We start from the raw sequence: 25,383 nt of genomic DNA on the forward strand, positions 1-25,383 counted from the left end.
AACCGTTTACTCTGCCGTTAACGACGTAAATAAGACATTATGACCATCGAAATCGAATTAAAGTTCATTGCCGCACCAGAAGCGGCTGCAAAAATCGCCAGCAAACTCACTGCCTGGCCTCATCAGTACACTGCCGGTCAGACGTTGACGAATATCTACTTCGAAACCCCTGACAACCAGTTGCGCCGTTGGGATATGGGGCTGCGTATTCGCGGCTTCGGTGACCGTTATGAAATGACGCTGAAAACCGCCGGTCAGACGATTGGTGGGCTGCACCAGCGCCCGGAATATAATGTGGCACTGGCTAAGCCCGAGCTTGATATTCAGCAGTTGCCTGCCGATGTCTGGCCTGCAGGAACCGATATCGCAGCCTTACAACCGCAGCTCAAGGCGCTGTTTAGCACGCATTTTGTGCGTGAAAAGTGGGTAGTTACTTACCTGCAAAGCGAGATAGAAGTGGCCTATGACTGCGGTGAGATCACGGCAGATGACCGCAGTGAACCCTTGATGGAAGTTGAGCTGGAGCTGAAAAGCGGTCAGCGCGATGACCTGCTGGCCTTTGCCGCTGAACTGGCAACGATTGACGGTCTGCGTCTGGGGAGCCTGAGTAAAGCGGCGCGTGGTTATGCGCTGGCTCAGGGCGACCTGCCGCGTGCGCTGCGTCCGGTTCCGCTGCTAAAAGTGAAGCCAAAAGCGACAGTGGAAGAGGGAATGCGCGCATCATTCCTGCTGGCATTAAGCCAGTGGCAATATCACGAGGAGCTGTGGCTGCGCGGCAGTTCGGGTGCATTGCATGAAGTGAAAGATGCGCTTGAAGTGCTGCGTCAGACGTTTTCTCTCTACGGTGCGCTGGTGCCACGCAAAGCCAGCAGCGAACTTCGCCAGAAGCTGACGTTGCTGGAAGAGGCGTTGCAGGATGATCAGCCTGATGCGCAAAAATGTTGCTTCAGTCCCCTCTGGCTGGAAACTCAGTTAGCGCTTACTCACTGGATTGCCACTGAGCGCTGGCGCCAGTTCGTCGATCAAAAGTCGGATGCCAAACTACAAGGTTCGTTCAAACGTTTCAGCGACATCATGCTGGGCCGCATTGCAGCCGATCTGAAAGAGACATTCGACCACCTGAATCATTCGGGTGAATATCAGGACAAACTGACGCGTTTGCATCGCCAGATTCTGGCGGTTCATCTGCTGGCGGGCGCCTATGATGCCACCCTCGTCAATGCCTGGTTACAAAGCTGGAAGCAGCTGCGTGAAGCCATTGTGGGGCAGCAGGATGTCTGGCTGGATGCCCATCGTCAGCAGGCGCTGAAACAGTCGGCGTTCTGGAAAAACGGCAGCCTGTAACCCGTTTCGGGGTCTTTCAATGCTATCCCCTTCATAATGCGAGCTGTAGCTCGAAGTATGAAGGGGGTATAGGGAGTGTTTATTGTATGGGGCCATCACCAGCTCAACCTCTGCCGCTGCTCATGCAGGAACAGCGTGCGTTGCTTAACCCGCTGTTTAGCGAGGCTTCTGTGCAGCAGCAGGCAGTATTGGTATTTAGCGATTTTATCAGCGATAACCTGGCAAAATACCCTGAATGGTGGCAGCAGCTTCAGCACTCCCCGCCGCACCCGGATGAATGGCATCATTATGCTGACTGGCTGCAAGCAAAGCTGGACACGGTGCAGGATGAAAATGCGCTGATGCGTGAACTCCGTCTGTTCCGTCGTCATATGCTGACGCGCATTGCCTGGATGCAGACGCTGGCCACCAGTGATACACAACACTCTTTACGTCAACTGAGCGAACTGGCGGAAGCCCTGATTGTGGCTGCCCGCGACTGGTTATGGCACGCCTGCTGCCGTGATTTTGGCACCCCAATGAACGCCGCCGGAGAACCCCAGCCGCTGTTGATCCTCGGCATGGGAAAATTGGGCGGCGGCGAACTGAATTTCTCCTCTGATATCGATCTGATTTTCACCTGGCCGGAAAACGGCACCACGCAGGGGGGCCGCCGTGAACTGGACAATGCTCAGTTCTTTACCCGTCTGGGTCAGCGGTTGATCAAGGTGCTGGATCAGCCCACGGCCGATGGTTTTGTTTATCGCGTTGATATGCGCCTGCGCCCGTTTGGCGACAGCGGGCCATTAGTGCTGAGTTTTGCGGCGCTGGAAGATTATTACCAGGAGCAGGGACGCGACTGGGAACGCTATGCAATGGTCAAAGCGCGCCTGATGGGCGGTGGGAATGACCGCTGGAGTGAGGAACTGCGCCAAATGCTGCGACCGTTTGTGTTTCGTCGCTACATTGATTTCAGCGTGATCCAGTCACTGCGTAATATGAAAAGCATGATCGCTCGCGAAGTCCGGCGACGCGGGCTGACGGATAACATTAAGCTCGGTGCGGGCGGTATTCGCGAAACGGAATTTATTGTTCAGGTATTCCAGCTGATCCGTGGCGGGCGTGAGCGTTCACTTCAGCTACGTTCCCTGTTGCCAACGCTGGACGCGATTGGTCAGTTGAATCTCTTACCGGTAGAGCAGGTGGAGCAGTTACAGGAGGCCTATCTGTTCCTGCGTCGGCTGGAAAACCTGCTGCAAAGTATTAACGATGAACAGACGCAGACGCTGCCGGGTGGCGAGCTGGATCGCGCGCGTCTCGCCTGGGCGATGGGTTTTGCCGACTGGGCTGCATTACATCTTGAGCTGGATCGCCATATGCTGGCGGTACGGACCATTTTTAACGATCTGATTGGTGACGATGCGCCTGAAAACGGTGAGAACCGTGAAGCGGGTGAATATGGCGTATTGTGGCAGGATCAGCTGGAAGAGGCAGAGCTGGAACCACTGGTCCCCCATCTCGACAGCGGTGCACGCCAGCTATTGCTGCGCACGATTACCGATTTCCGTCAGGACGTCGATAAACGGACGATTGGCCCGCGTGGCCGTCAGGCGCTGGATCAACTGATGCCGCGACTGTTGAGTGAGGTTGTGCCGCGTGATGATGCCCCGGTCACGCTGAGCCGTCTGACGCCGTTGCTGCTGGGCGTGGTGACGCGTAGCACCTATCTGGAGCTGCTCACTGAATTCCATGGTGCGCTGAAGCACTTAATTCGTCTGTGTGCCGCTTCCCCGATGGTCGCCAGCCAGCTGGCGCGGCATCCGCTGCTGCTGGATGAACTGCTCGACCCTGCCACGTTGTATCAGCCCACCGCAACGGATGCCTATCGCGATGAACTGCGACAATATCTGCTGCGTATCCCGGAAGAGGATGAAGAGCAGCAGCTGGAAGCGCTGCGTCAGTTTAAACAAGCACAGCATCTGCGTATTGCTGCCGCGGATATTGCCAAAACCTTGCCGGTGATGAAAGTGAGCGATCACCTGACCTGGCTGGCGGAAGCGATGATTGAGACCGTGGTTCAGCAGGCGTGGAACATGATGGTACAGCGTTACGGGCGGCCTTCCCATCTGACCACCGACAGCGAGCGCGGTTTCGCGGTTGTGGGCTACGGCAAACTGGGGGGCTGGGAGTTGGGCTACAGTTCTGACCTCGATCTGGTGTTCCTGCATGACTGTCCGTCAGAAGCGGTGACACTGGGTGAGCGCAGTATTGACGGAAGGCAGTTTTATCTGCGCCTGGCACAACGTGTGATGCATCTGTTTAGCACCCGCACCTCCTCCGGCATTCTCTACGAAGTGGATGCCCGCCTGCGCCCGTCAGGGGCGGCGGGGATGCTTGTCAGCACCTTTGATGCCTTTGATGACTATCAGCGCAATGAAGCCTGGACCTGGGAGCATCAGGCGTTGGTGCGTGCGCGTATCGTGTTTGGTGACGCGGCCCTGAGCCAGCGTTTCGACCAGATTCGCCGTGGCATTCTCTCCATACCCCGAGAGGCCGATGCGTTGAAAACAGAAGTGCGCGAAATGCGTGAGAAAATGCGCGCCCATCTGGGTCACAAGCACAAAGGGCGTTGGGATATCAAAGCCGATGTAGGCGGGATTACCGATATTGAATTTATTACGCAATACCTGGTGCTGCGTTATGCCGCTCAGGAGCCCATGCTGACCCGCTGGTCCGATAACGTGCGCATTCTGGCGTTGCTGGCGACCAGCGGCAAAATGGAGCAGGAAGAGGCGGAAGCGCTAACGCATGCTTATGTCACGCTGCGTGATGCCTTGCACCATCTGGCGTTGCAGGAGCTCCCAGGCCTGGTAGAGGATACGGCCTGGTCAGGTGAAAGATCGGCGGTCAATGCCAGTTGGCAGGCATGGCTGGGTGTCTGATGTCCCGTGCAGATGCGATGATTTGCCATTAAGACAATTGTGATATCATCGCGCGCACTCATTTTTACTGCAGTCTGGAGTCTCTGGAATGAAAATTACACTACCCGATTTTACGCGTGCGGGTGTGCTGGTGGTTGGCGATGTGATGCTGGATCGCTACTGGCACGGCCCAACCAGCCGCATTTCACCTGAGGCTCCGGTGCCAGTGGTGAAAGTGGATCATGTGGAGGAGCGCCCTGGTGGTGCGGCCAACGTGGCGATGAATATTGCCGCGCTGGGTGCTGCTTCACGACTGGTTGGATTGACCGGTGTTGATGATGCTGCGCGTGCCCTCAGCGCGTCCCTGGCTGGCGTCAATGTTCAGTGTGATTTTGTCTCTGTGCCTACCCATCCGACCATCACTAAACTGCGTGTATTGTCACGCAATCAGCAGCTCATCCGTCTGGATTTCGAAGAGGGATTTGAAGGTATTGATCCTGAGCCGATGCATCAGCGTATCGAGCAGGCGCTGCCAACGATTGGTGCGTTAGTGCTGTCTGATTATGCGAAAGGTGCACTGGCCAGCGTGGAAACGATGATTGCCCTGGCGCGTAAAGCGGGAGTCCCGGTGCTGGTGGATCCGAAAGGCACCGATTTCAGCCGTTATCACGGTGCTACGCTGCTGACGCCAAACCTCTCTGAATTTGAAGCAGTGGTGGGCAAGTGTAAATCGGAAGAAGAAATTGTGGATCGCGGTACCGCTCTGATGCAGCAGCACGCGCTGTCTGCGTTGCTGGTGACCCGTTCAGAACACGGTATGACCCTGCTTCAACCGGGTAAAGCACCATTCCATATGCCAACCCTAGCGCAGGAAGTGTTCGATGTCACCGGTGCGGGGGATACGGTGATTGGCGTGCTGGCGGCAGCGCTGGCGGCGGGTAACTCGTTGGAAGAGAGCTGCTTCCTGGCCAATGCGGCCGCGGGCGTGGTGGTGGGTAAACTCGGTACCTCGACGGTTTCTCCTGTAGAGCTGGAAAATGCGATTCGCGCGCGTCCGGAATCGGGTTTCGGCGTGATGGATGAAGCGCAGCTGATTGCCGAAGTGGCGAAAGCCCGTCAGCGTGGTGAAAAAGTGGTGATGACCAACGGCGTATTCGACATTCTGCACGCCGGGCATGTTTCTTACCTGGCCAATGCCCGTAAGCTGGGTGACCGCCTGATTGTAGCGGTTAACAGCGATGCATCGACCCGACGTCTGAAAGGGGAAACCCGCCCGGTGAACACGCTGATTAACCGTATGATCGTGCTGGGTGCGCTGGAAGCCGTGGATTGGGTGATTGGATTTGAAGAAGATACGCCGCAGCGTGTGATCGCTGAGATCCTTCCCGATCTGCTGGTGAAAGGTGGCGACTATAAACCAGAAGATATTGCCGGCAGTAAAGAGGTGTGGGCGAACGGCGGTGATGTGCGAGTGCTCAACTTCGAAGACGGTATTTCCACCAGTAATATCATTAAAACGATTATTTCTGGTACCGGAAGAAGCTAGCCTTCGACGGCTGCCCGTGGAGGGCAGCCGTATCACTAAAGCGTGGCCTATTCTGCCGCTTTTGGCTCGCTAACGACCGGGGCTGGGGCAGGGGAAACGCGGCTTTCCAGTTCTGCCAGGCGCTGTTCCAGCGCAGCCAGCTTCTCGCGGGTGCGCAGCAGTACCTGAGTCTGTACATCAAACTCTTCGCGATTAACCACATCCAGACGGGTCAGCTGTGCCTGTAATGTCTGACGGATTTTCTTCTCCACATCATCACCAAACTCACGGATGCCTTTCGGCATCGACTCATGGACCTGACGGGCCAGTTGTTCAATTTTTTTTGGGTCAAGCATAGCGGTTTCCTGATAACAGCGAATTTTACCCTAGTGTAATCCCAGATGCGTTCGGTATAAACCTGAAAACACCATAGCGAAAAAATGGATATCAATTTGCCCATTTTGTTCGTTGATCTGTCACTTTTTCAGCGCTATGATGATTTTGCTTATTCTCAGGGCGGGGCGAAATTCCCCACCGGCGGTAAATCAGCTTTTGCTGAAAGCCCGCGAGCGCTTCAGGGTCATTCCTGAAGGACAGCAGATCCGGTGTAATTCCGGGGCCGACGGTTAGAGTCCGGATGGGAGAGAGTAACGATTCTTGACGGGCTTTTGCTCGCCTCGCGTTATTTTTTTTGTCACCGCATGACACTCCTAAGCACGCCCTGATTCTGGTAACCCATACATTTATTTAAGGTTTATTTACCATGAATCAGTCGCTACTTTCTGAATTTGGCACGCCTGAACAGCGTGTAACCCGTGCCATCGAAGCGCTGCGCGAAGGCCGCGGTGTGATGGTATTAGACGATGAAGATCGTGAAAATGAAGGTGATATGATCTTCGCCGCTGAAACCATGACCGTTGAGCAGATGGCGCTGACCATTCGCCACGGCAGCGGCATTGTCTGCCTGTGTCTGACGGAAGAACGTCTGGAACAGCTGGACCTGCCAATGATGGTGCAGAACAACACCAGCTCTTACGGCACCGGTTTTACCGTGACGATTGAAGCGGCACAGGGGGTCACCACCGGTGTTTCCGCCTCTGACCGCCTGACAACCATCCGCACCGCCATTGCTGACAATGCAAAGCCAGAAGACCTTAATCGTCCAGGGCACGTGTTCCCGCTGCGCGGCCGTTCCGGTGGTGTTCTGACCCGTGGTGGCCATACTGAAGCCACTATCGACCTGGTCACGCTGGCAGGTTTCAAGCCAGCCGGTGTTCTGTGTGAACTGACCAACGACGATGGCTCTATGGCGCACGCGCCGGAAGCGGTGGTGTTTGCTAAGCAACACAATATGCCGGTTGTGACGATCGAAGATCTGGTGGCGTATCGTCGTAGTCATGAGACGCGTCAGGCCAGCTAAATTCCCCGTCATACTTCAAGCGATGGGTGCGTTGGCTCTCCTCGCGCGCCCCGGTCACATACTGATGTATGCTCCCGGGGACTTGCTGCGTTGCCGCCTGCCCATAGCTTGAATTATTTAGGGGAATTCCTCGTCATACTTCAAGTGGTGGGCGCATTGGTTCTCCTGTAGCTTGAATTATGCAAAGGAATTCCCCCGCCATACTTCAATCTGCATTCTTTCCTTCCGCTATTTCCCCTTCAAATTTTCTGAATATCTTCGTCAGGGTTATCCAGGTTCATCCGTGGAAAAAAGAGCGTAGTGTGACTTCCATTAAATACCACTTTCTGGGAATCACACCATGAGCCACACACGTATGCCTGCACTTTTCCTCGGTCACGGCAGTCCGATGAACGTACTGGAAGAAAATATCTGGACTGAGACCTGGCGTCAGCTGGGGAAAAACCTGCCACGTCCAAAAGCGATCATTGCCGTTTCTGCGCACTGGTACACACGCGGCACGGCGGTGACGGCGATGGAAAAACCACGCACAATTCATGATTTTGGCGGCTTCCCCCAGGCGCTGTTTGATACACGGTATCCGGCTCCTGGATCGCCGGAGCTGGCCCGCCAGATAGCAGAAAAACTGGCACCGGTGGCGGTCGATCTGGATCAGGAGTGGGGGTTCGATCACGGTTCCTGGGGCGTATTAATCAAAATGTACCCGGATGCGGATATTCCGGTGGTACAACTCAGCGTGGATGGCACCAAACCGGCCGCATACCATTTTGAATTAGGCCGTAAACTGGCAGCGCTGCGCGATCAGGGCATCATGATTGTTGCCAGTGGGAACGTGGTACACAACCTGCGTATGGTACGGTGGCAGGGCGAAGCAGAAGCCTATCCGTGGGCAGAATCCTTTAACCAGTACGTACGCGATAATCTGAGCTGGGAAGGCGAAGATGAGCAGCATCCGCTGGTGAACTTTATGCAGCATGAGGGGGCGGCACTGTCGAACCCGACGCCAGAACATTACCTGCCGTTGTTGTATGTGCTGGGCGCACGTGCTGAAGGCGAAACGGTATCTGTGCCGGTGGATGGGATTGTGATGGGGTCATTAAGTATGTTGTCGGTGCAGGTGGGACAACCGCGGCCGGCCCCCCCCCCCCACTACGGTGACCATTTTGCACAATCCTATGCAGGGGCGAGGCATGCCAGACCACGGCATGCAATTTTGCACCATCATGTGTAGGGGCGAGGCATGCCTCGCCCGACGATCACACATTATTAGATAAACGCGTGCGGATAGAAGCGCGAGAGATCCTGAGTGATCAGATCGCGATCTTCACGCAAACCAATACCCGCTGGCTGATCGTTGATCAACCATGATCCGATCAGCGTATAGCTGTCGCCAAACTTTGGCAGCGGATGGAACTGCTGCACGATCATGCCTTCCTCACCGTACGGCCCGTCAACACGTGCAATCTCTTTACCGTTTTCGACGATGCGGATATTGGCACCCTCGCGGGAAAACAACGGTTTAACCACATATTTATCCATATGCGGTACGTTATCTTCTGCAAAGTAAGCGGGTAGCAGGTTCGGATGGTTAGGGAACATTTTCCACAGCAGCGGCAGCAGCGCTTTATTGGAAATAATGCTTTTCCAACCAGGCTCCAGCCAGCGCACACCGGCGTCAGCCAGTTTGGTGGAGAACATCTCACGCAGCATAAATTCCCATGGATAGAGCTTAAACAGATTGCCGATCACCTGATCGTGAACATCGGTAAACTGCCCTTTCTCACCCAGGCCGATTTCATCCATATACAGGAATTCACTTGGTAGCCCGGCTTCCGTGGCGCAATCCTGCAGATACTGAACGGTGCCACGATCTTCATCGGTATCACGGCAGCAGGCAAAGTGTAGCCAGCTAAAACCGTGCTGCTGATGCAGTTCGCCAAAGCGCTCGATCAGTTTTTCCTGCAGGCTGTTGAACTGATCGCTACCCGCAGGGAGCACGCCAGCATTCAGCTGGTCTTCCAGCCACAGCCACTGGAAGAAGGCCGCTTCATACAGCGAAGTCGGGGTATCGGCGTTATTTTCCAGCAGCTTGGCCGGCGTTACACCGTCCCAGGCGAGATCCATTCTTGAGTAAAGTGACGGCTGGCCGCTTTTCCAGGATTCACGCACAAAATCCCAGGTGTGCTTCGGAATACGGAACTTGGTCAGCAGTTCTTCACTGTTGACCACCAGTTCCACCGCCTGCAAACACATCTGATGCAGTTCACTGGTCACATCTTCCAGTGATTCAATCTGCTGCAACGTAAACTGGTAATAGGCATCTTCACACCAGTACGGTTCCCCGTGCATGGTGTGAAAACGAAAACCATATTCCGTCGCCTTTTCCCGCCAGTCAGGGCGTTCAGCAATGGCAATACGCTTCATTGGCGATTAGCCCCCCATGCTGCGGTTGGTGCTGGTAGCACTGCTGCGCTGCATGGTGGATTGCTTGGCAACGGACTCACCGAAACCACCGCGGGTGACGGTGCTGGTGGTGGCCGGTTTCGGCGCCAGCGCTGTTTTAGGCACTGTCATGGTACGGCCCGAGGTTGCTGCGCCGAAGCTCTTGCCGCTGGCATCAACGAACTTGCCGTTGGCCGGGCTGGCTGGATTCTTCGAGGAGAACAGCGGCTGCTGCTGCCCCATACCGCCACCCATCATACGGCCCATCATGTAACCGGCCATCAGTGGCATCCAGAAGCTGCCACTGGACTGAGATTCCGCATTGGTGGTACCCACGCCCGCCTGAGCAGGAGCCTGCTGGCACTGACCTTCACCGAATTCCGCCACGCAGTCTTCACGGGTCGCATATTTCGGTGCGGTTTTGACCGCTTCTTCTTTGGCGCTGTTAAACGCCGTGGTGCACTGTGCGCTCTTGCCTGGGTTAGCGGCTGAGCAGTCATCAGCGTTCTGATACATCGATACAGTTTCGTCGGCCTGTTCACATGCGGCCAGCATAAATACTGCACTCACCGCCAGTGCGACCGGCGTTAAATGGCGTGCACTCCAGCTTTTGCGAAAGGAGGCATGATTAATCTGTTTAGTCCGTTTCATCACTTTTCGTCCTGTGCCCAAAGGTAGTGCATAGGATAGGGGAACAGCGGTGAAAAATGAAGCGATGAAGCCTGACCTGGAGGGGATCTTTACGTAGCTATACGTTTGATTGTGAAGGGGCAGCGTTTGCTGCCCCTTGGGGAATTACTGACTGAATGGATTACTGTTGGCGCGGGTGGCCGATTTGTTGCTCACCGGCGTCGCTTTGCTGGCTGAACGGGGTTCAGCACTATCCGCGTTGGCAGCCTGCTGTGCATTTTCCGGGGCGACGATGTCTGGCGAGGTGCCGATATCTTTGCCCAGATGATTGTTCAGCGTTTGCAGATCCTGCTCGTTCAGCGTACCCAGCGCAGATTTGATATTGAGCTGGTTAATCATGTAGCTATAACGGGCATTCGCCAGCTGCTGCTTAGCGTTATACAGCGTGGTGGTGGCATCCAGCACGTCAACGATAGTACGGGTACCTACGGAGTAACCGGCTTCCATCGCATCCAATGAACTCTGTGCAGAGACAACCGCCTGCTTGTAAGCGTTAATACTGCTGATCGAGGCGTTCACGTTGTTAAACGAGGAACGCACGGTCTGAATGGCAGAACGGTGTGCGCTTTCCAGCTGCTCACTGGCGGCAACAAACGCATATTGCGCCTGTTTCACCTGGGAACTGACGGCACCGCCGCTGTACAGTGGCAGATTGAAGCTCAGACCCACCTGGTTACTGCCTGTGATGTTGTCAGTGTTATTGGGGCTGGAACGGTCGCCGCCATAACGGTTGTTGGATAAACCGGTTGAGGCAGTCAGGTCTAACGTAGGCATATGGCCTGTTTCTGATGAACGAATCTGCTCACGCGCCAGGTCCTGAGACAGGCGTGCAGAGAGCAGCGACAGGTTACGGCTTTCCGCTTCCTTCAGCAGCGCATTCACTGGCTGAGGTTTTTCCGTTTTAAACGCATCGACGTTCAGCGATGCCAGGCTTGGATAGTAATTGCCGGTCACCTGACGCAGCGTTTCTACCGCGTTATCGAGGTCGTTACGTGCGGAAACTTCGCTGGCCAGTACGCTGTCGTACTGTGAGCGCGCGTTCTGCACGTCGGTGATGGCGACCAGGCCCACGTTAAAACGCTGAGTGGTCTGATCCAGTTCACGGTAAATAGATTGCTTCTGGGCTTCGGTATACGACAGGGTGTCAATCGCATTCAACACATTGAAATAGGCGGTTGCGGTGTTCAGAATCAGGGTTTGTTGTGCCGTCTGATAAGTGACATCCTGGATGCCTGCCGTTTTTTCCTGCAGCGTCAGTGCACGCCATTTTGACATGTCAAAAATGGTTTGAGTCAGCTGTAACGACGCGCTTTTGGTGGTGCTATTGGTATCTCTGGCATCACGGTAGCCGCTGTTATAGGTATAGTCAGCGCCCAGGCCTAACTGTGGTAGCAGTGGGCTGCGGGATTCGTTAATTTTCTCAAAGGCAGCATCACGATCGGCCGCAGAGCTACGAAGGTCAGGATTTGATAAACGTGCCTGCTGATATACCTGCAGCAGGTTTTCAGCCTGGCTGGCAACACTGAAGCCGCCCAGGCTCAGACCGATGAGTAAAGGGAGCAGTTTGTTCATTTGCATTCCTTGTAGTGCAGCAAAATTGCTATGGTAGCGCTGACGTAGGCCAAAAATTATCGCCGATAATAGCAGAGAGTTCCGATAAGGTAAGTTGGCTGAAAGTGCCATCCTGCCTTAATTTACGCAAATAATTCGTTAAGAACCAGACAACTGTCGGAATACTATTGCACTTTACGTTTTTGCCATCACTTAGCAGGAGACGTGGTTATGGATACGGGCAGTAAATACCCAGTGACTTTCACAAAAAACGATGTAGAAATTATTGCACGAGAGACGCTGTATCGCGGTTTTTTTTCGATCGAGCGCTATCGCTTTCGTCATCGCTTGTTTAATGGCGGTATGAGTGGTGAAGTGACGCGGGAAATTTTTGAGCGCGGTCACGCTGCGGTGCTGCTACCCTATGACCCGAAGCGCGATGAAGTGGTACTGATTGAGCAGATCCGTATTGCCGCTTTCGATACCAGCCTAACGCCCTGGGTGCTTGAACTGGTGGCCGGGATGATTGAACCGGGAGAAACTCCGGAAGGCGTGGCGCGCAGAGAAGCCCTGGAAGAAGCCGGGCTTACACCTGGGCGCATCAAGCCGATTAGCAATTACCTCTCCAGCGCGGGAGGTACCACCGAACGCCTGGCGGTGTTTGTCGGTGAAGTGGATGCCAGCGTGGCGCAGGGAAACCACGGCCTGGAGGAAGAGAATGAGGATATTCTTGTGCATGTGGTCAGCCGAAGTCAGGCTTATCAATGGGTGGAACAGGGGAAAATCGATAACGCTGCTGCTGTCATTGCTTTGCAATGGCTGGAGTTGCACCATAAACAGCTACGCCAAGAGTGGAATCCTGAATAATGAAACGCTATGTCCCCGACTTTCCTGAAATGATGCGTGTCTGCGAAACGAACTTTGCGCAGCTGCGGCGTTTATTGCCAAAGGAGGATCGGGTGGGTGAGTCGATGGCGTATCAGGTGAACCGTGCCAGCTATCTCATCACCATTCAGGAGTCGACCCGTTACACCACATTGGTGGAAATCAGGCAAACGGCCCCTGCGGTCAGTTACTGGAGCCTGCCTTCGATGTCGGTGCGGCTGTACCATGATGCGATGGTGGCGGAAGTGTGTTCCACTCAGCAGATCTATCGCTTTAAAGCACGCTATGATTATCCTAATAAAAAGCTGCATCAGCGTGATGAAAAGCACCAAATTAACCAATTTTTAGCGGACTGGTTGCGCTACTGTTTGTCCCACGGTGCGATAGCCGTTCCGGTATGTTGAAAACGCTGCAACAATTTTCAGATGTGTACCCAAATGAATGTATCAAGCAGGAAGCCGATGCGCCTGCGGCCTGAAAACAGATGGGTATTACCTTAAGGACTTTGATTGGATAGCCTGTTAAAACTTCCTGTGGCGAGTGGGTCCAGAGTCAGGATTTTACAGATAACGGACACTCACCTTTTTGCAGGTAAACATGAAACGCTGCTAGGGGTAAATACCTGGGCCAGTTTTGATGCCGTGCTGGATGTTATCGCAGCGGATCAGCGTCACTACGATTTGATTGTCGCCACTGGCGATCTGGCACAGGACCACTCCGCTCTTGCCTATCAGCATTTCGCTGAGGGTATTGCACGCCTGCCTGCTCCCTGCGTCTGGTTACCCGGCAACCATGATTTCCAGCCTACTATGTTCACCACGCTGGCGGCCTCGACGATTGCCGACCAAAAACAGGTGCTGGTCGGGGATCACTGGCAAATTGTGTTGTTGGACAGTCAGGTCTTCGGTGTCCCGCACGGTGAACTGAGCGAGTACCAGCTTTCATGGCTTGAAAATGCACTTGCGGCAGAGCCGCAGCGGCACACGCTGGTATTATTGCATCACCATCCGGTACCGTCCGGCTGTTCGTGGCTTGATCAACACAGCCTGCGTAATCCGCATATGCTGGATACGGTTCTGCAACGCTATCCGCAGGCGAGAAATTTGTTATGCGGGCACATCCATCAGGAACTCGACCTTGAGTGGCAGGGGCGGCGCGTGCTGGCTTCACCCTCCACCTGCGTGCAGTTCAAACCGCACTGTACCAATTTCACGATTGACGCTGAGTCTCCAGGCTGGCGCTGGCTGGACCTGTATGACGATGGTCGGCTTGATACTCAGGTGCAGCGTCTGACTACGCGCATATTTAACCCGGATCTCGACTCAGAAGGATACTGACCGATGGCCACGCTGCTTTATCTGCATGGTTTTAACAGTTCGCCGCAGTCTGCGAAGGCAACGCAGTTTAAACAGTGGCTGGCAGAGCAACGCCCTGACATCACTCTGCATGTGCCTCAGCTTCCGGCCTTCCCCTCCGAAGCCGCCGCACTGCTGGAGACGTTTGTTATGCAGTCAGCGGGCGAGCCGCTGGGCATTATCGGCTCCTCGTTGGGCGGTTATTATGCCACCTGGCTGTCCCAATGTTTCACGCTGCCTGCCGTGGTGGTGAACCCGGCAGTACGCCCGTTTGAGCTGCTGGCTGATTACCTCGGCCACAACGAGAACCCATACACCGGTCAGCAATATGTGTTAGAGTCTCGCCATATTTACGATCTAAAAGTGATGCAAATTGACCCGTTAGAGTCGCCAGACTTGCTCTGGTTACTGCAACAAACGGGTGATGAAGTGCTCGACTACCGCCAGGCCCTGGACTACTACAGCGCCTGCCGCCAGACGGTAGAAGAGGGCGGAAATCATGCTTTTATCGGATTCGAACGCCATTTCTCCGCGATGCTCGACTTCCTGGGTTTCCAGGAATGAGATAGCCGGAGTCTGGTCACTCATTTTTAGCCACCACCAATCAGATTGTTACGATGACTCAATCCAGCTACAACGCTGACTCCATTGAGGTTCTCAGCGGCCTTGAACCCGTGCGTCGCCGCCCGGGCATGTACACCGATACCGTGCGTCCTAACCACTTAGGCCAGGAAGTGATCGATAACAGCGTGGATGAAGCGCTGGCCGGTCATGCTAAACGCGTGGAAGTGATTCTGCACGCTGACCAGTCGTTGGAAGTGATCGACGACGGGCGCGGCATGCCGGTGGATATTCACCCCGAAGAGGGCGTGCCGGCCGTTGAGCTGATTTTCTGCCGCCTGCATGCAGGGGGCAAATTCTCCAATAAAAACTATCAGTTCTCAGGTGGCCTGCATGGCGTGGGGATCTCGGTGGTCAATGCGCTGTCAACGCGTGTGGAAGTCACCGTTCGTCGTAACGGTGAAGTGTATGAGATGGCGTTTGAAAACGGCGATAAAGTGCAGGACCTGACGGTCACTGGCACCGTCGGCAAACGTAATACTGGCACGCGCGTACAGTTCTGGCCGGATGTCTCCTTCTTCGACAGCCCGCGTTTCTCGGTTTCACGTCTGAGCCATCTGCTGAAAGCGAAAGCGGTACTGTGCCCGGGTGTGGAAATTGTCTTTAAAGACAAGGTGAACAATACCGAGCAAACCTGGTGCTACGCCGATGGTCTGACGGACTACCTGATGGAAGCCGTAAATGGCCTGCCAACCCTGCCGGAAAAAGCGTTTGTCGGTGCCTTCGCCGGGGATGTGGAAGCGGTGGACTGGGCGCTGTTGTGGTTGCCAGAAGGTGGTGAGCTGCTGACGGAAAGCTACGTTAACCTGATCCCAACCATGCAGGGCGGCACGCACGTTAACGGCCTGCGTCAGGGCCTGCTCGACGCCATGCGCGAGTTTTGCGAATACCGCAATATCCTGCCGCGCGGCGTGAAGCTGTCGGCGGAAGACATCTGGGACCGCTGTGCCTACGTGTTGTCGGTCAAAATGCAGGACCCGCAGTTTGCCGGGCAGACTAAAGAGCGTTTGTCATCCCGTCAGTGCGCGGCCTTCGTTTCAGGCGTGGTCAAAGATGCCTTCAGCCTGTGGCTGAACCAGAATATCCAGACAGCAGAAATGCTGGCAGAAATGGCCATTTCCAGCGCGCAGCGTCGCCTGCGTGCGGCGAAAAAAGTGGTGCGCAAAAAGCTGACCAGCGGACCGGCGCTGCCGGGCAAACTGGCTGACTGTTCTGCCCAGGATCTTAACCGTACCGAGCTGTTTCTGGTGGAAGGGGACTCGGCGGGCGGTTCTGCTAAGCAGGCACGTGACCGTGAGTATCAGGCGATCATGCCGCTGAAAGGGAAGATCCTCAATACCTGGGAAGTCTCCTCTGATGAGGTGCTGGCATCGCAGGAAGTGCATGATATTTCGGTGGCGATCGGTATCGATCCTGACAGTGACGATCTGAGCCAGCTGCGCTACGGCAAGATCTGCATCCTTGCGGATGCAGACTCCGATGGCCTGCACATTGCCACGCTGCTGTGCGCGCTGTTTGTGCGCCACTTCAGCACGCTGGTGAAAAATGGTCACGTCTACGTTGCGATGCCACCGCTGTACCGTATCGACCTCGGTAAAGAGGTCTATTACGCGCTGGATGAAGAGGAGAAGGCAGGGATTCTTGAGCAGTTGAAGCGCAAGAAAGGCAAACCGAATGTGCAGCGCTTCAAAGGTCTGGGTGAGATGAACCCGTTACAACTGCGTGAAACCACGCTGGATCCTAATACCCGCCGTCTGGTGCAGCTCACCATCAGCGAGGAGGATATCCAGCATACCATGGCTATTATGGACATGCTGTTGGCGAAGAAACGTTCTGAAGACCGCCGTAACTGGTTGCAGGAAAAAGGCGATATGGCTGAAATCGAAGTCTGATGTCAGTTGACCCTGGAGCTGAAGTTAAGCTGTTGAAAAAGACAATTAATTTCCCAGTTTATTGAAAGGTGATCGCCGGGGGCAGTTTTTTTAAACTGCCTTTTAAGCAAGGATGCTTTTGCCTCACGCTGAATGATCAGTTCCCAGGATGAAAGACAACCTGAATATGTTGACTATTATTTGTAGACGACTGGTCTAATTGCTGTTAGCTTAACGACATGACTTCAGCAGATGAAGCCTTGTTACAACTACCATCTAGACGACTGGTCTAATTCAAGCATTTCAAACTGACAGGCAGGAGATTAATGATGAAGATTCTTATGGTGTTAACCTCACACGACCAGCTGGGTAATACCGGACGTAAAACCGGTTTCTGGCTTGAAGAGCTGGCAGCGCCCTACTACGCATTTAAAGATGCGGGCGCAGAAATTACGCTGGCCTCGCCAAAGGGCGGCAATCCGCCGTTAGATGCAAAAAGTAATGAGCCGGATTTTCAGACTGAACAGACCCACCGCTTTGAGGCCGATGCCGAAGCAACGGCCCAGCTTGCCGCCACGGTGCGTCTGGACAGCATTTCACAAGACGGGTACGACGCGGTCTTTTATCCGGGCGGCCATGGCCCGCTGTGGGATCTGGCCGAAGATAAACACTCTATCGCACTGATTGAAGCCTTCCTCGCGGCAAACAAGCCTGTGGCACTGGTCTGCCATGCACCGGGCGTCCTTCGCCACGTTAAAACACCTGAAGGGAAACCGCTGGTGGCAGGCCGCAAAGTCACCGGCTTTACCAATAGCGAAGAGGAAGCGGTGGGCCTGACTGACGTGGTGCCTTTCCTGGTGGAAGATGAATTGATTGCCAAAGGGGGAATTTATTCCAAAGGGGCGGACTGGAGTTCGTATGTCGTCAGCGATGGTCTGCTGATCACCGGACAAAATCCAACCTCATCAGCGGCTACCGCGGAACAACTGATCCGACAGCTGGCTGAATAAACGTTGCTCACCTGGGGCGGCGATATTTAGCCGCCCTATATAGACGACTGGTCTAGTTTTTTGGTAACGTTAACCTATGACGACTTCAACTCAACATCATAGCAATGACATCCGCGATCATATCCTTGCCACAGGCCAACGAATCATGGCAGGTAAGGGCTTTTCGGCTGTCGGATTAAATGAAATACTCACTGACGCCGGTGTGCCAAAAGGCTCTTTCTATCACTACTTCAGCTCGAAAGAAGCGTTTGGTGTGGCGATGCTGGCGCGTTATTTTGATGATTATCTGGCAGACATCGATAGCACCCTGAGCCAGCCTGGTCTCAATATGGCGCAGCGGCTGATGAACTACTGGCGGCAATGGCGTGAATCACAATCGTTTTCGCATTGTCAGGGTAAGTGCCTTGCTGTGAAACTCGGGGCTGAAGTGGCCGATCTTTCTGACACTATGCGCGTCACATTACAGTCAGGGACTTCAGGCATCATATCGCGTCTGGCGGAAGCGTTAGAGGCCGGCGTCGCCGAGGGTTCTCTGACTATCGATGATCATCCCACTAACGTGGCGGAAAGCCTTTATCAGCTCTGGTTGGGTGCCAGCGTGATGGTCAAAATTGTGCGCAATACCGGCCCGTTTGATTCAGCCATGAGCCTGACGCAGAAAATTATTCGCATCGCTCCTTAATGAGGATTAACGGATGCGGGCTTGTGACAGAGGGTTATGTTGAGCATTCACAGCCCGTTGGCGCACCATCGTGATAGCGAAAACTGCTTTTAATTAAGAAAGACTAAGGAAAATGCTGTCTGAGGGTGTACTATACGCGTCCAAACAACACAGGAAATATTTATGGCTTATAATCAAAAACAACCTAAATCCAACGGCTTCCTCATCTCCATCGCATGTCCTAAATGCAGTAAAAATTCCGACCACAGTGCTCCCAGAGTTCATAAGAACAAAAATCTTCTTTGCCCATTCTGCAGTGTCCTCTTTACCCCTTCTGAAAGTAAAATCTAATCTTCTGCTTTGCTGACGCCTGATCGGATTTTTTCCGTATTCACGCCCGGTGATGCCGTAAATGCATTAAAATGTCAACCTGCGCCAGGACTCGTGATGATTCTGTTAGTATTGTGAGTGTCATCTTTCCAGCAGGTTGAACTATTGAAAATTACCCTTGAAGAGCTTCGTGCGTGGGTTGTTGTGGTCGATACCGGTTCGATCACTGCCGCCGCAGAGCAGCTTAACCAGACCACGTCCGGTATCAGCCGCGCCCTCAGTCGGCTGGAAAGCAAACTGCAAACCACGTTGCTGCACCGCACCACTCGCCGTATTGCGCTGACGGAAGAAGGACAGATCTTTCTTGAGCACGCGCGGCAGATCATCCGTTCAGTCGAAACCGCTGAAGAGCAGATCGCTCAGCGGCGCGAGATCCCGTCTGGCCGCCTGCGCGTCAACGCCGCCACGCCGTTTATGCTGCATGTGATTGTGCCGCTGATGCCGGAGTTTTCACGCCGTTATCCGCTGATCCAGCTGGAACTGAATACCGATGAAGTGGTGATCGATCTGCTGGAACAGCAGACGGATATCGCGATCCGTATTGGCGAGCTGCGCGATTCCACCATGCATGCGCGCGCGCTGGGGTGCAGCAAGCTGCGGCTGATGGCCAGCCCGGGCTATCTGGAGGAGCATGGTGTACCGCAAAGTGTGGCCGATATGGTTGAGAACCATCAGTTGCTGGGATTCTGCAATCTGGACCAGCACAATATCTGGCCGGTATGGCGTGTGGAGGGAGAGCTTTTACAGATTAAACCGACGGTGATGGCCTCAAGCGGTGAGACGCTCCGGCAGCTGGCGGTGAACGGCATGGGCATTACCCGCGTGTCGGATTTTCTCAGCCGTGAGGATCTGGCTTCTGGTCGGCTGGTGCCGGTACTGGAGGCTGAAACGCGTGAGATGCATCACCCAATCCATGCAGTGTATTACCGTAACAGCACGCTGTCGGCGCGGATCAGCTGCTTCCTGGATTTCCTCAGTGAGCAGTTTGCCAGTAAGACGTTGTTATAAGGGAAAAGGGCGGGGCTGACCTTCTGTTCCGGCCAGCCCGTGTGCCTTTACAGTGCCGGTTCCAGCACAAAGATCTTCACATCCACCACATCGTTTTTAATCGCGGTACGGTGTGCTTCCATATGGGCCGCCTGCTGATGCTGCTCAAGATGGCGCAGTGAGTCCCAGTGCTCCACCATAAAGATCGAGTCCGGTGAGTACTGCTTCCACGGTACCTGGGCTTTATGGTCAATCAGCGCCTGATAACTGCCGCAGCCTTCCTCATCCAGAACGACAGGCGTCAGCTTTTCTATCGCTTGTAAAACGGCAGTACGTCGGCCTGGCTTGATACAAATTTCAGCGATCACGGTCAGCATACTGTTTCCTTTTACTCGAGGTGTGTACCTTTAGTTAAGCAAAGATCGCGCTCAGATGAGTCCGATAGCGTGCAATATCGCCGTCAATATCCGGTTGTTTGATCACATCGTTACAGATAAAGGTCGGTAAACCGTCCATACCCAGGAACTGGTTCGCTTTGTGGAAGTGCAGATACACGCCATCAACACCCACGCCTTCAAAGAACTGTTCCGGATCGGTGAACGCCTGCAACGGGGCATTCCAGGTCAGCGACAGCATATAGGTTTTACCCTGTAACAGTCCGCCGGAACCGTATTTTTTCGCAGCATCAGAGCGGGTACGACCGTCGCTGGCGTACAGTTTGCCGTGGCCTTCGGTAAATACTTCATCGATATATTTTTTTAGCGTCCACGGCTCGCCCATCCACCAGCCTGGCATCTGGTAAATAATGGTATCGGCAGCGAGGTATTTTTCGATTTCGTCAGCGACTACGTAACCGTCGTCGAGTACGGTAACATCGACCTGATGACCCGCGTCACGCAGGAAGCTGGCGGCCACGTTAGTCAGCGTGTGGTTGAGTTCGCCTTTTGAATGAGCGAAGGCTTTTCCGGCATCAATAATCAGAATCTGGCTCATAAATTTTTCTCAGCTGTGTGCAATTTCGGAGAGTGTATCTGACGACAGGGCTGAGAAAAATGGGGTATGGATCACAATACTATTGCGTTTTAAGCAACAATACGCGGCACTGATAATAACAATGAGAGAACTATGATGATGAAAACCGGGGCTGTGGCCCTTTTGTTGGTGGCGGGAAGCGCCAGCGCGCAATCGCATCTTGACCGTGCCATGCAGAGTAAAACGCTGGTGGTGTGTACCACGGGAGACTACAAGCCTTATACCTATTTGCGCGCAGATGGCGGCTATGAAGGCATTGATATTTCGCTGGTACAGTCGCTGGCAAAAAGCCTGGGCGCCGAGGTGAAATGGGTTCCCACCACCTGGAAAACCCTGACGTCTGACTTTATCGGCAAGCAATGTGATATTGCGCTGGGCGGTGTTTCAGTGACGCTGAAGCGTCAGCAGACGGCGTGGTTTGCGGAACCGCTGGATACCGACGGGAAAATCCCGCTGGTGCGCTGTGCGGATAAGAAGAAATACCACACCGTTGAACAGATGAATAAACCGTCGGTGCGTCTGATTGAACCGGCGGGCGGCACCAATGAAGCCTTTGTGCATGCTTATCTGCCCGAGGCCAACCTGACGTTGTTTCACGATAACGTGACGATTTTCCAGCAGCTGGTGGATAAGAAAGCGGACGTGATGATCACCGATGCGTCGGAAGCCCAGTATCAGCAGAAGCGCTATCCGTCGCTGTGTGCGATTAACCCGGACAAGCCGTTACAGTACGGTGAGAAGGCGTGGATGCTGCCACGCGATGATATCAGCTGGAAGATGTACGTTGACCAGTGGTTGCACTTGAGTAAAGCCACCGGGGAATACCAGCAGGTTGTGAAGCAGTGGTTAGCGGGGAAATAACGCATCAGGGTCGGGCATGCCCGACCCCTACACCGTCCGTAGGGGCCAGGCATGCCTGGCCCTTAAAACAGCGGCCCAGACCAAAGACCCACCCTAACGATATAAACCCGCTTTCCCCGTCGATCCAAACAGCGACATCTTATAAGCAATCACCTCTTTTGCCGCCTTGATCGGCTCAGGGTAGATCACATTCGGATCCCACCAGGTTTCGCGGCTCAGAACCTCACGGGCTTTGGCAAAGTAGGCATACTTCATATCACTGGAGATATTGATCTTACCGACACCCAGCGTCACCGACTCCGCGATCTCCGCATCCGGGTTGGCCGATCCGCCGTGCAGCACCAGCGGAATCGATACGCGCTGTGAGATCTCGCGCAGGATATGCATTTGCAGCTCCGGCTTCATATCTTTTGGATAAATGCCGTGCGCAGTGCCGATGGCGACCGCCAGCGTATCCACGCCGGTGCGGGCAACAAAATCCTCTGCCTGATCAGGATCGGTATAAATCACCTTACTGACCCCGCCCTCCACTGATGTGCCGGTATCCCCAATGGTGCCCAGCTCACCTTCCACAGAGATCCCCACCGCATGGGCCAGCTTCACCACTTCCTGCGTCAGCGCCACATTCTCTTCATACGGCAGCAGCGATCCATCAATCATCACTGAGGTAAAGCCGCACTGAATGGCGCGCTGGACGTGCTCAACCGATGCGCCGTGATCAAGGTGGATAACAAAAGGAATGCGGCTGCGCAGGGTGCGTTCACGCACATAACCGAAGAACTCATCGGTCACGAACTCCAGTTCGCTGGGGTGGATGGAGATAATCGCCGGGCTGTTGCTGGCCTCTGCCTGCTCGACGACGGCGCGGATAAAGCAGCTGTCGGCAACGTTAAAGGCACCAATGGCGAAGCGATTTTCACGGGTTGGTTTTAACAGTTCGTGCATTGACATCAACATGGTTGTACTCCCTCAGAGTCAGATTTTAGGCAAAACTTTCCTGCATCAGTGACGGGTCACTGACGGAACGCAGGGTGAACGGAATCGGATCGGGCGTTACGCTTTACCCACGGCGCCAGACCAGTTGAGATACTCAGTAACCACTTCACGACAGGCGGATTCCATCACCGCCATCAGATCGGGCAGCTCCGCCTTAGGGTGCTGTTTTAAGGCCTGTTGCAGTGCGCTTTTCCCGGCTTCAAACACCGCCGCACCAACGTTAATCTTTGCCACACCGTGCTGACTGACGCAGCGAATATCTTCTGCTTTGGTGCCGCTGCCGCCATGCAGGGCCAGCGGTAGCGGTGAAGCGCGATGCAGCTCCTCCAGCCGGGTGAAGTCAATCGCGGGCGTCACGCCCGGCGGATAAATGCCGTGTGCCGTACCGACGGATACCGCCAGCAGGTCAATATCGGTCTGTGCGATAAACGGCATCACATCGGCCACCTGGGTCATCTTCACGCTGGCATCCTGCAGGTCATAGACCGGCGCGTCAGCTATATGGCCCAGCTCGCCCTCCACGCAAACCCCGGCGGTGTGCGCCATCTGCACTACCTGCTGCGTCTGGCGAATGTTCTCCTCCAGCGGAAAAGCGGAGGCGTCAATCATCAGCCCGGTAAACCCGGCGCGGAAGCACTGACCAATGAGCGTAAAGTCGCGGCCGTGGTCAAGACTGAGGGCCACCGGCACGCTGGCCTGCTCTGCCAGCGCCCTGACCAGCGGCAGCGCGACTGCTGGTGGGAAGTGTTCGCAGTGCCCCTGATAGATATTCAGGACAATCGGGGCGCGCTGTGCGCTGGCGGCGCTGATGGCGGCACGGGCGCTTTCCAGGTTGAAGCAGTTAATGGCTAAGACCGCGTACTGTCGCTGAAAGGCATCGGTAATCACGGCTTTCATTGAGGCGTACATAACAACTCCTTATTCCAGGGTGAATTTAATGTCTTCGTCGCGCATGCTGCCATCGTCGACATCGTTGAACTCTTCATCCGCTTCCGTCACGCGTTTCTTAATGACTGACAGCATCACGCCGCAGATCACCGTGCCGATCCCCAGGGCCAGGCAGAACATCACCGGTTTGGTAAACAGCGGCACGACAAACATCCCGCCGTGCGGCACAGGCGCCTCTACGCCCCAGACCATAATCAGCCCGCCTGCGATGGCGGAGGCCACCACACAGCTGCCAACCACACGGAACAGGTCACGGGCGGCAATCGGGATCACCCCTTCGGTGATCATGCAGATGCCCATCGGGAAGGCGGCTTTCAGGGCTTCTTTCTCTGCGCGGGTGTATTTATTGCGTGTCAGCAGGAAGGAGAGGGTGATACCAAACGGCGGGATCATTGAGCCGACAAACTTCACCGCCTCCGGGCCATAGATGCCATCAACCAGCATACCGTCGGCAAACAGGGACATGGTTTTATTCACCGGTCCGCCGAAGTCAAAGGTGGCCATGGCACCGAGGATCGCCCCCATCAGGAACTTCGATCCGCCCTGCATCGACTCCAGCAGATGGATCAGCGCTTTCTGCAACCAGATGATCGGCTGGCCGATAAACGTCATCATCAGCAGCCCGGCGATCACCGTACTGAGCACCGGCAGGATCATCACCGGCATCAGCCCTTGCATAGACGTGGGCAGCCTGATGCTGCGTTTTAGCAGCAGCACGGTATAGCCCACCAGGAAGCCGCCGAGAATGCCGCCGATAAACCCGGTGCCGATCTGGCCGCAGATAAACCCCACGATCAGGCCGGGCGCAAAGCCGGGGCGGTCGGCAATTGACCACGCGATCGCTGCAGAGATCAGCGGCACGATCAGCCCCATTCCCCAGCCGCCGATCTGATTCAGCATCCATGCCACGCTGCCGGTGTGTTTAGCGACGTCCGGGCCGCCGATCACCTGGCCCAGCGCAATGCAGATCCCGGCGGCGACGATCAACGGGATCATCCATGAGATACCGGTCAGCAGATGCCCCTTAATCTCTTGCCCCAGTTTGTTTGATTGAGTGTTCATCGTGATTTCCCCGTGAGAGTGCTCAGGCACGTGCTAACGAATCGGCCACTTTTTCCAGGAACTTCACCGGGGATTTGATCACGACATCGGTTTTCACCCGCACCACCGGTTTACCTTTAAAACGCTCCTCGCCGTTGATTTTGATATCGACGGCCAGGATCACCACATCAGCCGCGGCAATGTCAGCCGCATTCAGGGCATTCTCAGTGCCGATGGTGCCCTGGGTTTCCACCAGGATGTCGAAGTTGAGCGCTTTCGCGCCCTTAATCAGTTTTTCGCGCGCGATGTAGGTATGCGCGATGCCTGCCGTGCAGGCGGCCACACAAACAATTTTCATGGTAAGCCTCGTCTTCAGTGTTAACAGAGGTCTGTTTCCGCGTACTGGCTGAACAGTTGGATAATGCTGTCGGCATCCTGCTCTTGTAACAGTTGGGCAATCACATCATCATCCGCCAGGGCACAGGCCACCTGAGACAACAGGCGAATATGTGTGGTGTTCTGATCTTCCATACGGACCGCAAATAAAATAATGCAGCGCACTTCACTGCCATCGAGCGTTTCCCACGGAATATCGGCGCGGGTCCGGCCAATCGCCAGCGTGGTCTGTTTTACCGCCAGCGACTTGCCGTGCGGAATAGCAATATGATTCTCAAACCCGGTTGAGCCTTCGGCTTCACGTAACCAGACGTCGTGAATAAAGTCCTCTTTCGAGGTCAGGGCACCGTCCTCATACAGCAAATCGGTCAGTTCGCGTATCGCTTCATCTTTCGTGCTGGCGTTCATGTTTAATTTGACGCGCCGGGCGCTGAGAATTTTATTGATATCCATTTGC

The 25,383-nt window shown here is 54.7% G+C and carries 25 protein-coding genes, 1 pseudogene and 1 riboswitch; of the genes and pseudogenes, 15 read left to right on the forward strand and 11 right to left on the reverse strand.

All coding sequences use genetic code 11. The annotated features are described in order from the left end of the window. The first annotated feature begins 39 nt into the window (after positions 1 to 39). From WH279_RS07455 to hldE, 3 genes are all read left to right on the forward strand, one after another. Positions 40 to 1,344: a CYTH domain-containing protein gene (locus WH279_RS07455; RefSeq protein ID WP_200642801.1), complete on the forward strand. Its 1,305-nt coding sequence runs from the start codon at positions 40 to 42 to the stop codon at positions 1,342 to 1,344. 86 nt (positions 1,345 to 1,430) lie between these two features. Beyond that, positions 1,431 to 4,265, forward strand: a complete 2,835-nt coding sequence (glnE, locus tag WH279_RS07460; RefSeq protein ID WP_339455535.1) for a bifunctional [glutamate--ammonia ligase]-adenylyl-L-tyrosine phosphorylase/[glutamate--ammonia-ligase] adenylyltransferase — start codon at positions 1,431 to 1,433, stop codon at positions 4,263 to 4,265. An 88-nt stretch (positions 4,266 to 4,353) separates the two neighbouring features. Then, positions 4,354 to 5,790, forward strand: a complete 1,437-nt coding sequence (gene hldE, locus WH279_RS07465; RefSeq protein ID WP_339455537.1) for a bifunctional D-glycero-beta-D-manno-heptose-7-phosphate kinase/D-glycero-beta-D-manno-heptose 1-phosphate adenylyltransferase HldE — start codon at positions 4,354 to 4,356, stop codon at positions 5,788 to 5,790. 47 nt (positions 5,791 to 5,837) lie between these two features. Here the strand turns inward: hldE and ubiK are convergent, their stop codons facing one another. Continuing rightward, complete coding sequence (gene ubiK / locus WH279_RS07470; protein WP_200642804.1) at positions 5,838 to 6,125, reverse strand: ubiquinone biosynthesis accessory factor UbiK; 288 nt, start codon at positions 6,123 to 6,125, stop codon at positions 5,838 to 5,840. A gap of 147 nt (positions 6,126 to 6,272) precedes the next feature. Continuing rightward, a riboswitch (FMN riboswitch) is annotated at positions 6,273 to 6,422 on the forward strand. 110 nt (positions 6,423 to 6,532) lie between these two features. Here ubiK and ribB point away from each other — a divergent pair. Together ribB and ygiD are read left to right on the forward strand one after the other, a co-directional pair. Then, entirely contained in the window at positions 6,533 to 7,189 is a 657-nt protein-coding gene (ribB, locus tag WH279_RS07475) for a 3,4-dihydroxy-2-butanone-4-phosphate synthase (protein WP_133843857.1), read from the forward strand. A gap of 340 nt (positions 7,190 to 7,529) precedes the next feature. Continuing rightward, a pseudogene (ygiD, locus tag WH279_RS07480) lies at positions 7,530 to 8,312 on the forward strand (4,5-DOPA dioxygenase extradiol); the annotation flags it as partial. Between the two features lie 143 nt (positions 8,313 to 8,455). On the opposite strand, the gene WH279_RS07485 reads toward ygiD, so the two are convergent. From WH279_RS07485 to tolC, 3 genes are all read right to left on the reverse strand, one after another. After that, entirely contained in the window at positions 8,456 to 9,613 is a 1,158-nt protein-coding gene (locus tag WH279_RS07485) for a glutathionylspermidine synthase family protein (RefSeq protein WP_339455540.1), read from the reverse strand. A gap of 6 nt (positions 9,614 to 9,619) precedes the next feature. Further along, entirely contained in the window at positions 9,620 to 10,282 is a 663-nt protein-coding gene (locus WH279_RS07490; protein WP_339455542.1) for a DUF1190 family protein, read from the reverse strand. Positions 10,283 to 10,426: 144 nt separating this feature from the next. Further along, complete coding sequence (gene tolC, locus WH279_RS07495) at positions 10,427 to 11,893, reverse strand: outer membrane channel protein TolC (RefSeq protein WP_200642807.1); 1,467 nt, start codon at positions 11,891 to 11,893, stop codon at positions 10,427 to 10,429. A 210-nt stretch (positions 11,894 to 12,103) separates the two neighbouring features. Here tolC and nudF point away from each other — a divergent pair, with 210 nt between their 5' ends. The 9 genes from nudF to WH279_RS07535 all read left to right on the forward strand — a co-directional run bounded on the left by nudF (position 12,104) and on the right by WH279_RS07535 (position 19,673). Further along, positions 12,104 to 12,739 carry an ADP-ribose diphosphatase gene (gene nudF, locus WH279_RS07500; protein ID WP_339455544.1) on the forward strand — a complete coding sequence of 212 codons (636 nt, stop codon included), beginning with the start codon at positions 12,104 to 12,106 and terminating at the stop codon, positions 12,737 to 12,739. Continuing rightward, positions 12,736 to 13,161 (forward strand): DUF1249 family protein, encoded by a 426-nt coding sequence (locus WH279_RS07505; RefSeq protein ID WP_339456242.1) that lies wholly within the window; start codon positions 12,736 to 12,738, stop codon positions 13,159 to 13,161. The genes nudF and WH279_RS07505 overlap by 4 nt, the downstream gene beginning before the upstream one ends. Positions 13,162 to 13,266: 105 nt before the next feature. Continuing rightward, complete coding sequence (cpdA, locus tag WH279_RS07510; protein ID WP_200642809.1) at positions 13,267 to 14,094, forward strand: 3',5'-cyclic-AMP phosphodiesterase; 828 nt, start codon at positions 13,267 to 13,269, stop codon at positions 14,092 to 14,094. A gap of 3 nt (positions 14,095 to 14,097) precedes the next feature. Then, entirely contained in the window at positions 14,098 to 14,676 is a 579-nt protein-coding gene (yqiA, locus tag WH279_RS07515; RefSeq protein ID WP_133843842.1) for an esterase YqiA, read from the forward strand. A gap of 53 nt (positions 14,677 to 14,729) precedes the next feature. Further along, positions 14,730 to 16,625 carry a DNA topoisomerase IV subunit B gene (gene parE / locus WH279_RS07520; RefSeq protein ID WP_200642810.1) on the forward strand — a complete coding sequence of 632 codons (1,896 nt, stop codon included), beginning with the start codon at positions 14,730 to 14,732 and terminating at the stop codon, positions 16,623 to 16,625. 308 nt (positions 16,626 to 16,933) lie between these two features. Continuing rightward, complete coding sequence (locus tag WH279_RS07525; protein WP_339456244.1) at positions 16,934 to 17,614, forward strand: type 1 glutamine amidotransferase domain-containing protein; 681 nt, start codon at positions 16,934 to 16,936, stop codon at positions 17,612 to 17,614. A 76-nt stretch (positions 17,615 to 17,690) separates the two neighbouring features. Further along, a complete protein-coding gene (locus WH279_RS07530) occupies positions 17,691 to 18,296 on the forward strand; it encodes a TetR/AcrR family transcriptional regulator (RefSeq protein ID WP_339455548.1) in 606 nt (201 codons plus the stop codon). A 162-nt stretch (positions 18,297 to 18,458) separates the two neighbouring features. Next, on the forward strand, positions 18,459 to 18,626 hold the full coding sequence (locus tag WH279_RS22720; RefSeq protein ID WP_213202222.1) for a YnfU family zinc-binding protein: 168 nt from the start codon (positions 18,459 to 18,461) through the stop codon (positions 18,624 to 18,626). 144 nt (positions 18,627 to 18,770) lie between these two features. After that, a complete protein-coding gene (locus WH279_RS07535; protein WP_339455550.1) occupies positions 18,771 to 19,673 on the forward strand; it encodes a LysR substrate-binding domain-containing protein in 903 nt (300 codons plus the stop codon). A 47-nt stretch (positions 19,674 to 19,720) separates the two neighbouring features. On the opposite strand, the gene WH279_RS07540 is transcribed toward WH279_RS07535, so the two are convergent. Continuing rightward, a complete protein-coding gene (locus WH279_RS07540; RefSeq protein WP_200642814.1) occupies positions 19,721 to 20,029 on the reverse strand; it encodes a putative quinol monooxygenase in 309 nt (102 codons plus the stop codon). Between the two features lie 34 nt (positions 20,030 to 20,063). Beyond that, entirely contained in the window at positions 20,064 to 20,645 is a 582-nt protein-coding gene (locus tag WH279_RS07545; protein ID WP_200642815.1) for an NAD(P)H-dependent oxidoreductase, read from the reverse strand. Positions 20,646 to 20,777: 132 nt separating this feature from the next. Between WH279_RS07545 and WH279_RS07550 the strand changes: the two genes are divergently transcribed. Further along, complete coding sequence (locus WH279_RS07550) at positions 20,778 to 21,545, forward strand: transporter substrate-binding domain-containing protein (protein ID WP_339455554.1); 768 nt, start codon at positions 20,778 to 20,780, stop codon at positions 21,543 to 21,545. Positions 21,546 to 21,638: 93 nt separating this feature from the next. On the opposite strand, the gene WH279_RS07555 is transcribed toward WH279_RS07550, so the two are convergent. The 5 genes from WH279_RS07555 to WH279_RS07575 form a co-directional block, all read right to left on the reverse strand. Then, the gene (locus WH279_RS07555; RefSeq protein WP_200642816.1) at positions 21,639 to 22,502 is read right to left on the reverse strand and encodes a ketose-bisphosphate aldolase; all 864 of its coding nucleotides are present in this window, start codon (positions 22,500 to 22,502) and stop codon (positions 21,639 to 21,641) included. A 96-nt stretch (positions 22,503 to 22,598) separates the two neighbouring features. Then, positions 22,599 to 23,450 carry a class II fructose-bisphosphate aldolase gene (locus tag WH279_RS07560; RefSeq protein WP_339455557.1) on the reverse strand — a complete coding sequence of 284 codons (852 nt, stop codon included), beginning with the start codon at positions 23,448 to 23,450 and terminating at the stop codon, positions 22,599 to 22,601. Positions 23,451 to 23,459: 9 nt separating this feature from the next. Continuing rightward, positions 23,460 to 24,551, reverse strand: a complete 1,092-nt coding sequence (locus tag WH279_RS07565) for a PTS fructose transporter subunit IIC (protein WP_339455558.1) — start codon at positions 24,549 to 24,551, stop codon at positions 23,460 to 23,462. 22 nt (positions 24,552 to 24,573) lie between these two features. Beyond that, positions 24,574 to 24,888, reverse strand: coding sequence for a PTS fructose transporter subunit IIB (locus tag WH279_RS07570; RefSeq protein ID WP_133843821.1), 315 nt, complete (start codon positions 24,886 to 24,888; stop codon positions 24,574 to 24,576). 20 nt (positions 24,889 to 24,908) lie between these two features. Continuing rightward, entirely contained in the window at positions 24,909 to 25,379 is a 471-nt protein-coding gene (locus WH279_RS07575) for a PTS sugar transporter subunit IIA (protein ID WP_133843819.1), read from the reverse strand. Between the last annotated feature and the right edge of the window lie 4 nt (positions 25,380 to 25,383).

The organism is Erwinia sp. MYb375 (assembly GCF_037479175.1).
Lineage (GTDB): Bacteria > Pseudomonadota > Gammaproteobacteria > Enterobacterales > Enterobacteriaceae > Erwinia > Erwinia rhapontici.

Bases quoted from the DNA above. Each gene is read 5' to 3' on its own strand.
- WH279_RS07540 (WP_200642814.1), bottom strand. From the start codon at position 20,029: ATGCTGACCGTGATCGCTGAAATTTGTATCAAGCCAGGCCGACGTACT.
- WH279_RS07525 (WP_339456244.1), top strand. From the start codon at position 16,934: ATGAAGATTCTTATGGTGTTAACCTCACACGACCAGCTGGGTAATACC.
- hldE (WP_339455537.1), top strand. From the start codon at position 4,354: ATGAAAATTACACTACCCGATTTTACGCGTGCGGGTGTGCTGGTGGTT.
- WH279_RS07575 (WP_133843819.1), bottom strand. From the start codon at position 25,379: ATGGATATCAATAAAATTCTCAGCGCCCGGCGCGTCAAATTAAACATG.
- ribB (WP_133843857.1), top strand. From the start codon at position 6,533: ATGAATCAGTCGCTACTTTCTGAATTTGGCACGCCTGAACAGCGTGTA.
- WH279_RS22720 (WP_213202222.1), top strand. From the start codon at position 18,459: ATGGCTTATAATCAAAAACAACCTAAATCCAACGGCTTCCTCATCTCC.
- tolC (WP_200642807.1), bottom strand. From the start codon at position 11,893: ATGAACAAACTGCTCCCTTTACTCATCGGTCTGAGCCTGGGCGGCTTC.
- parE (WP_200642810.1), top strand. From the start codon at position 14,730: ATGACTCAATCCAGCTACAACGCTGACTCCATTGAGGTTCTCAGCGGC.
- WH279_RS07565 (WP_339455558.1), bottom strand. From the start codon at position 24,551: ATGAACACTCAATCAAACAAACTGGGGCAAGAGATTAAGGGGCATCTG.
- nudF (WP_339455544.1), top strand. From the start codon at position 12,104: ATGGATACGGGCAGTAAATACCCAGTGACTTTCACAAAAAACGATGTA.
- WH279_RS07455 (WP_200642801.1), top strand. From the start codon at position 40: ATGACCATCGAAATCGAATTAAAGTTCATTGCCGCACCAGAAGCGGCT.
- WH279_RS07490 (WP_339455542.1), bottom strand. From the start codon at position 10,282: ATGAAACGGACTAAACAGATTAATCATGCCTCCTTTCGCAAAAGCTGG.
- WH279_RS07560 (WP_339455557.1), bottom strand. From the start codon at position 23,450: ATGTACGCCTCAATGAAAGCCGTGATTACCGATGCCTTTCAGCGACAG.
- WH279_RS07545 (WP_200642815.1), bottom strand. From the start codon at position 20,645: ATGAGCCAGATTCTGATTATTGATGCCGGAAAAGCCTTCGCTCATTCA.
- WH279_RS07570 (WP_133843821.1), bottom strand. From the start codon at position 24,888: ATGAAAATTGTTTGTGTGGCCGCCTGCACGGCAGGCATCGCGCATACC.
- WH279_RS07555 (WP_200642816.1), bottom strand. From the start codon at position 22,502: ATGTTGATGTCAATGCACGAACTGTTAAAACCAACCCGTGAAAATCGC.
- WH279_RS07530 (WP_339455548.1), top strand. From the start codon at position 17,691: ATGACGACTTCAACTCAACATCATAGCAATGACATCCGCGATCATATC.
- ubiK (WP_200642804.1), bottom strand. From the start codon at position 6,125: ATGCTTGACCCAAAAAAAATTGAACAACTGGCCCGTCAGGTCCATGAG.
- yqiA (WP_133843842.1), top strand. From the start codon at position 14,098: ATGGCCACGCTGCTTTATCTGCATGGTTTTAACAGTTCGCCGCAGTCT.
- glnE (WP_339455535.1), top strand. From the start codon at position 1,431: ATGGGGCCATCACCAGCTCAACCTCTGCCGCTGCTCATGCAGGAACAG.
- WH279_RS07485 (WP_339455540.1), bottom strand. From the start codon at position 9,613: ATGAAGCGTATTGCCATTGCTGAACGCCCTGACTGGCGGGAAAAGGCG.
- WH279_RS07550 (WP_339455554.1), top strand. From the start codon at position 20,778: ATGATGATGAAAACCGGGGCTGTGGCCCTTTTGTTGGTGGCGGGAAGC.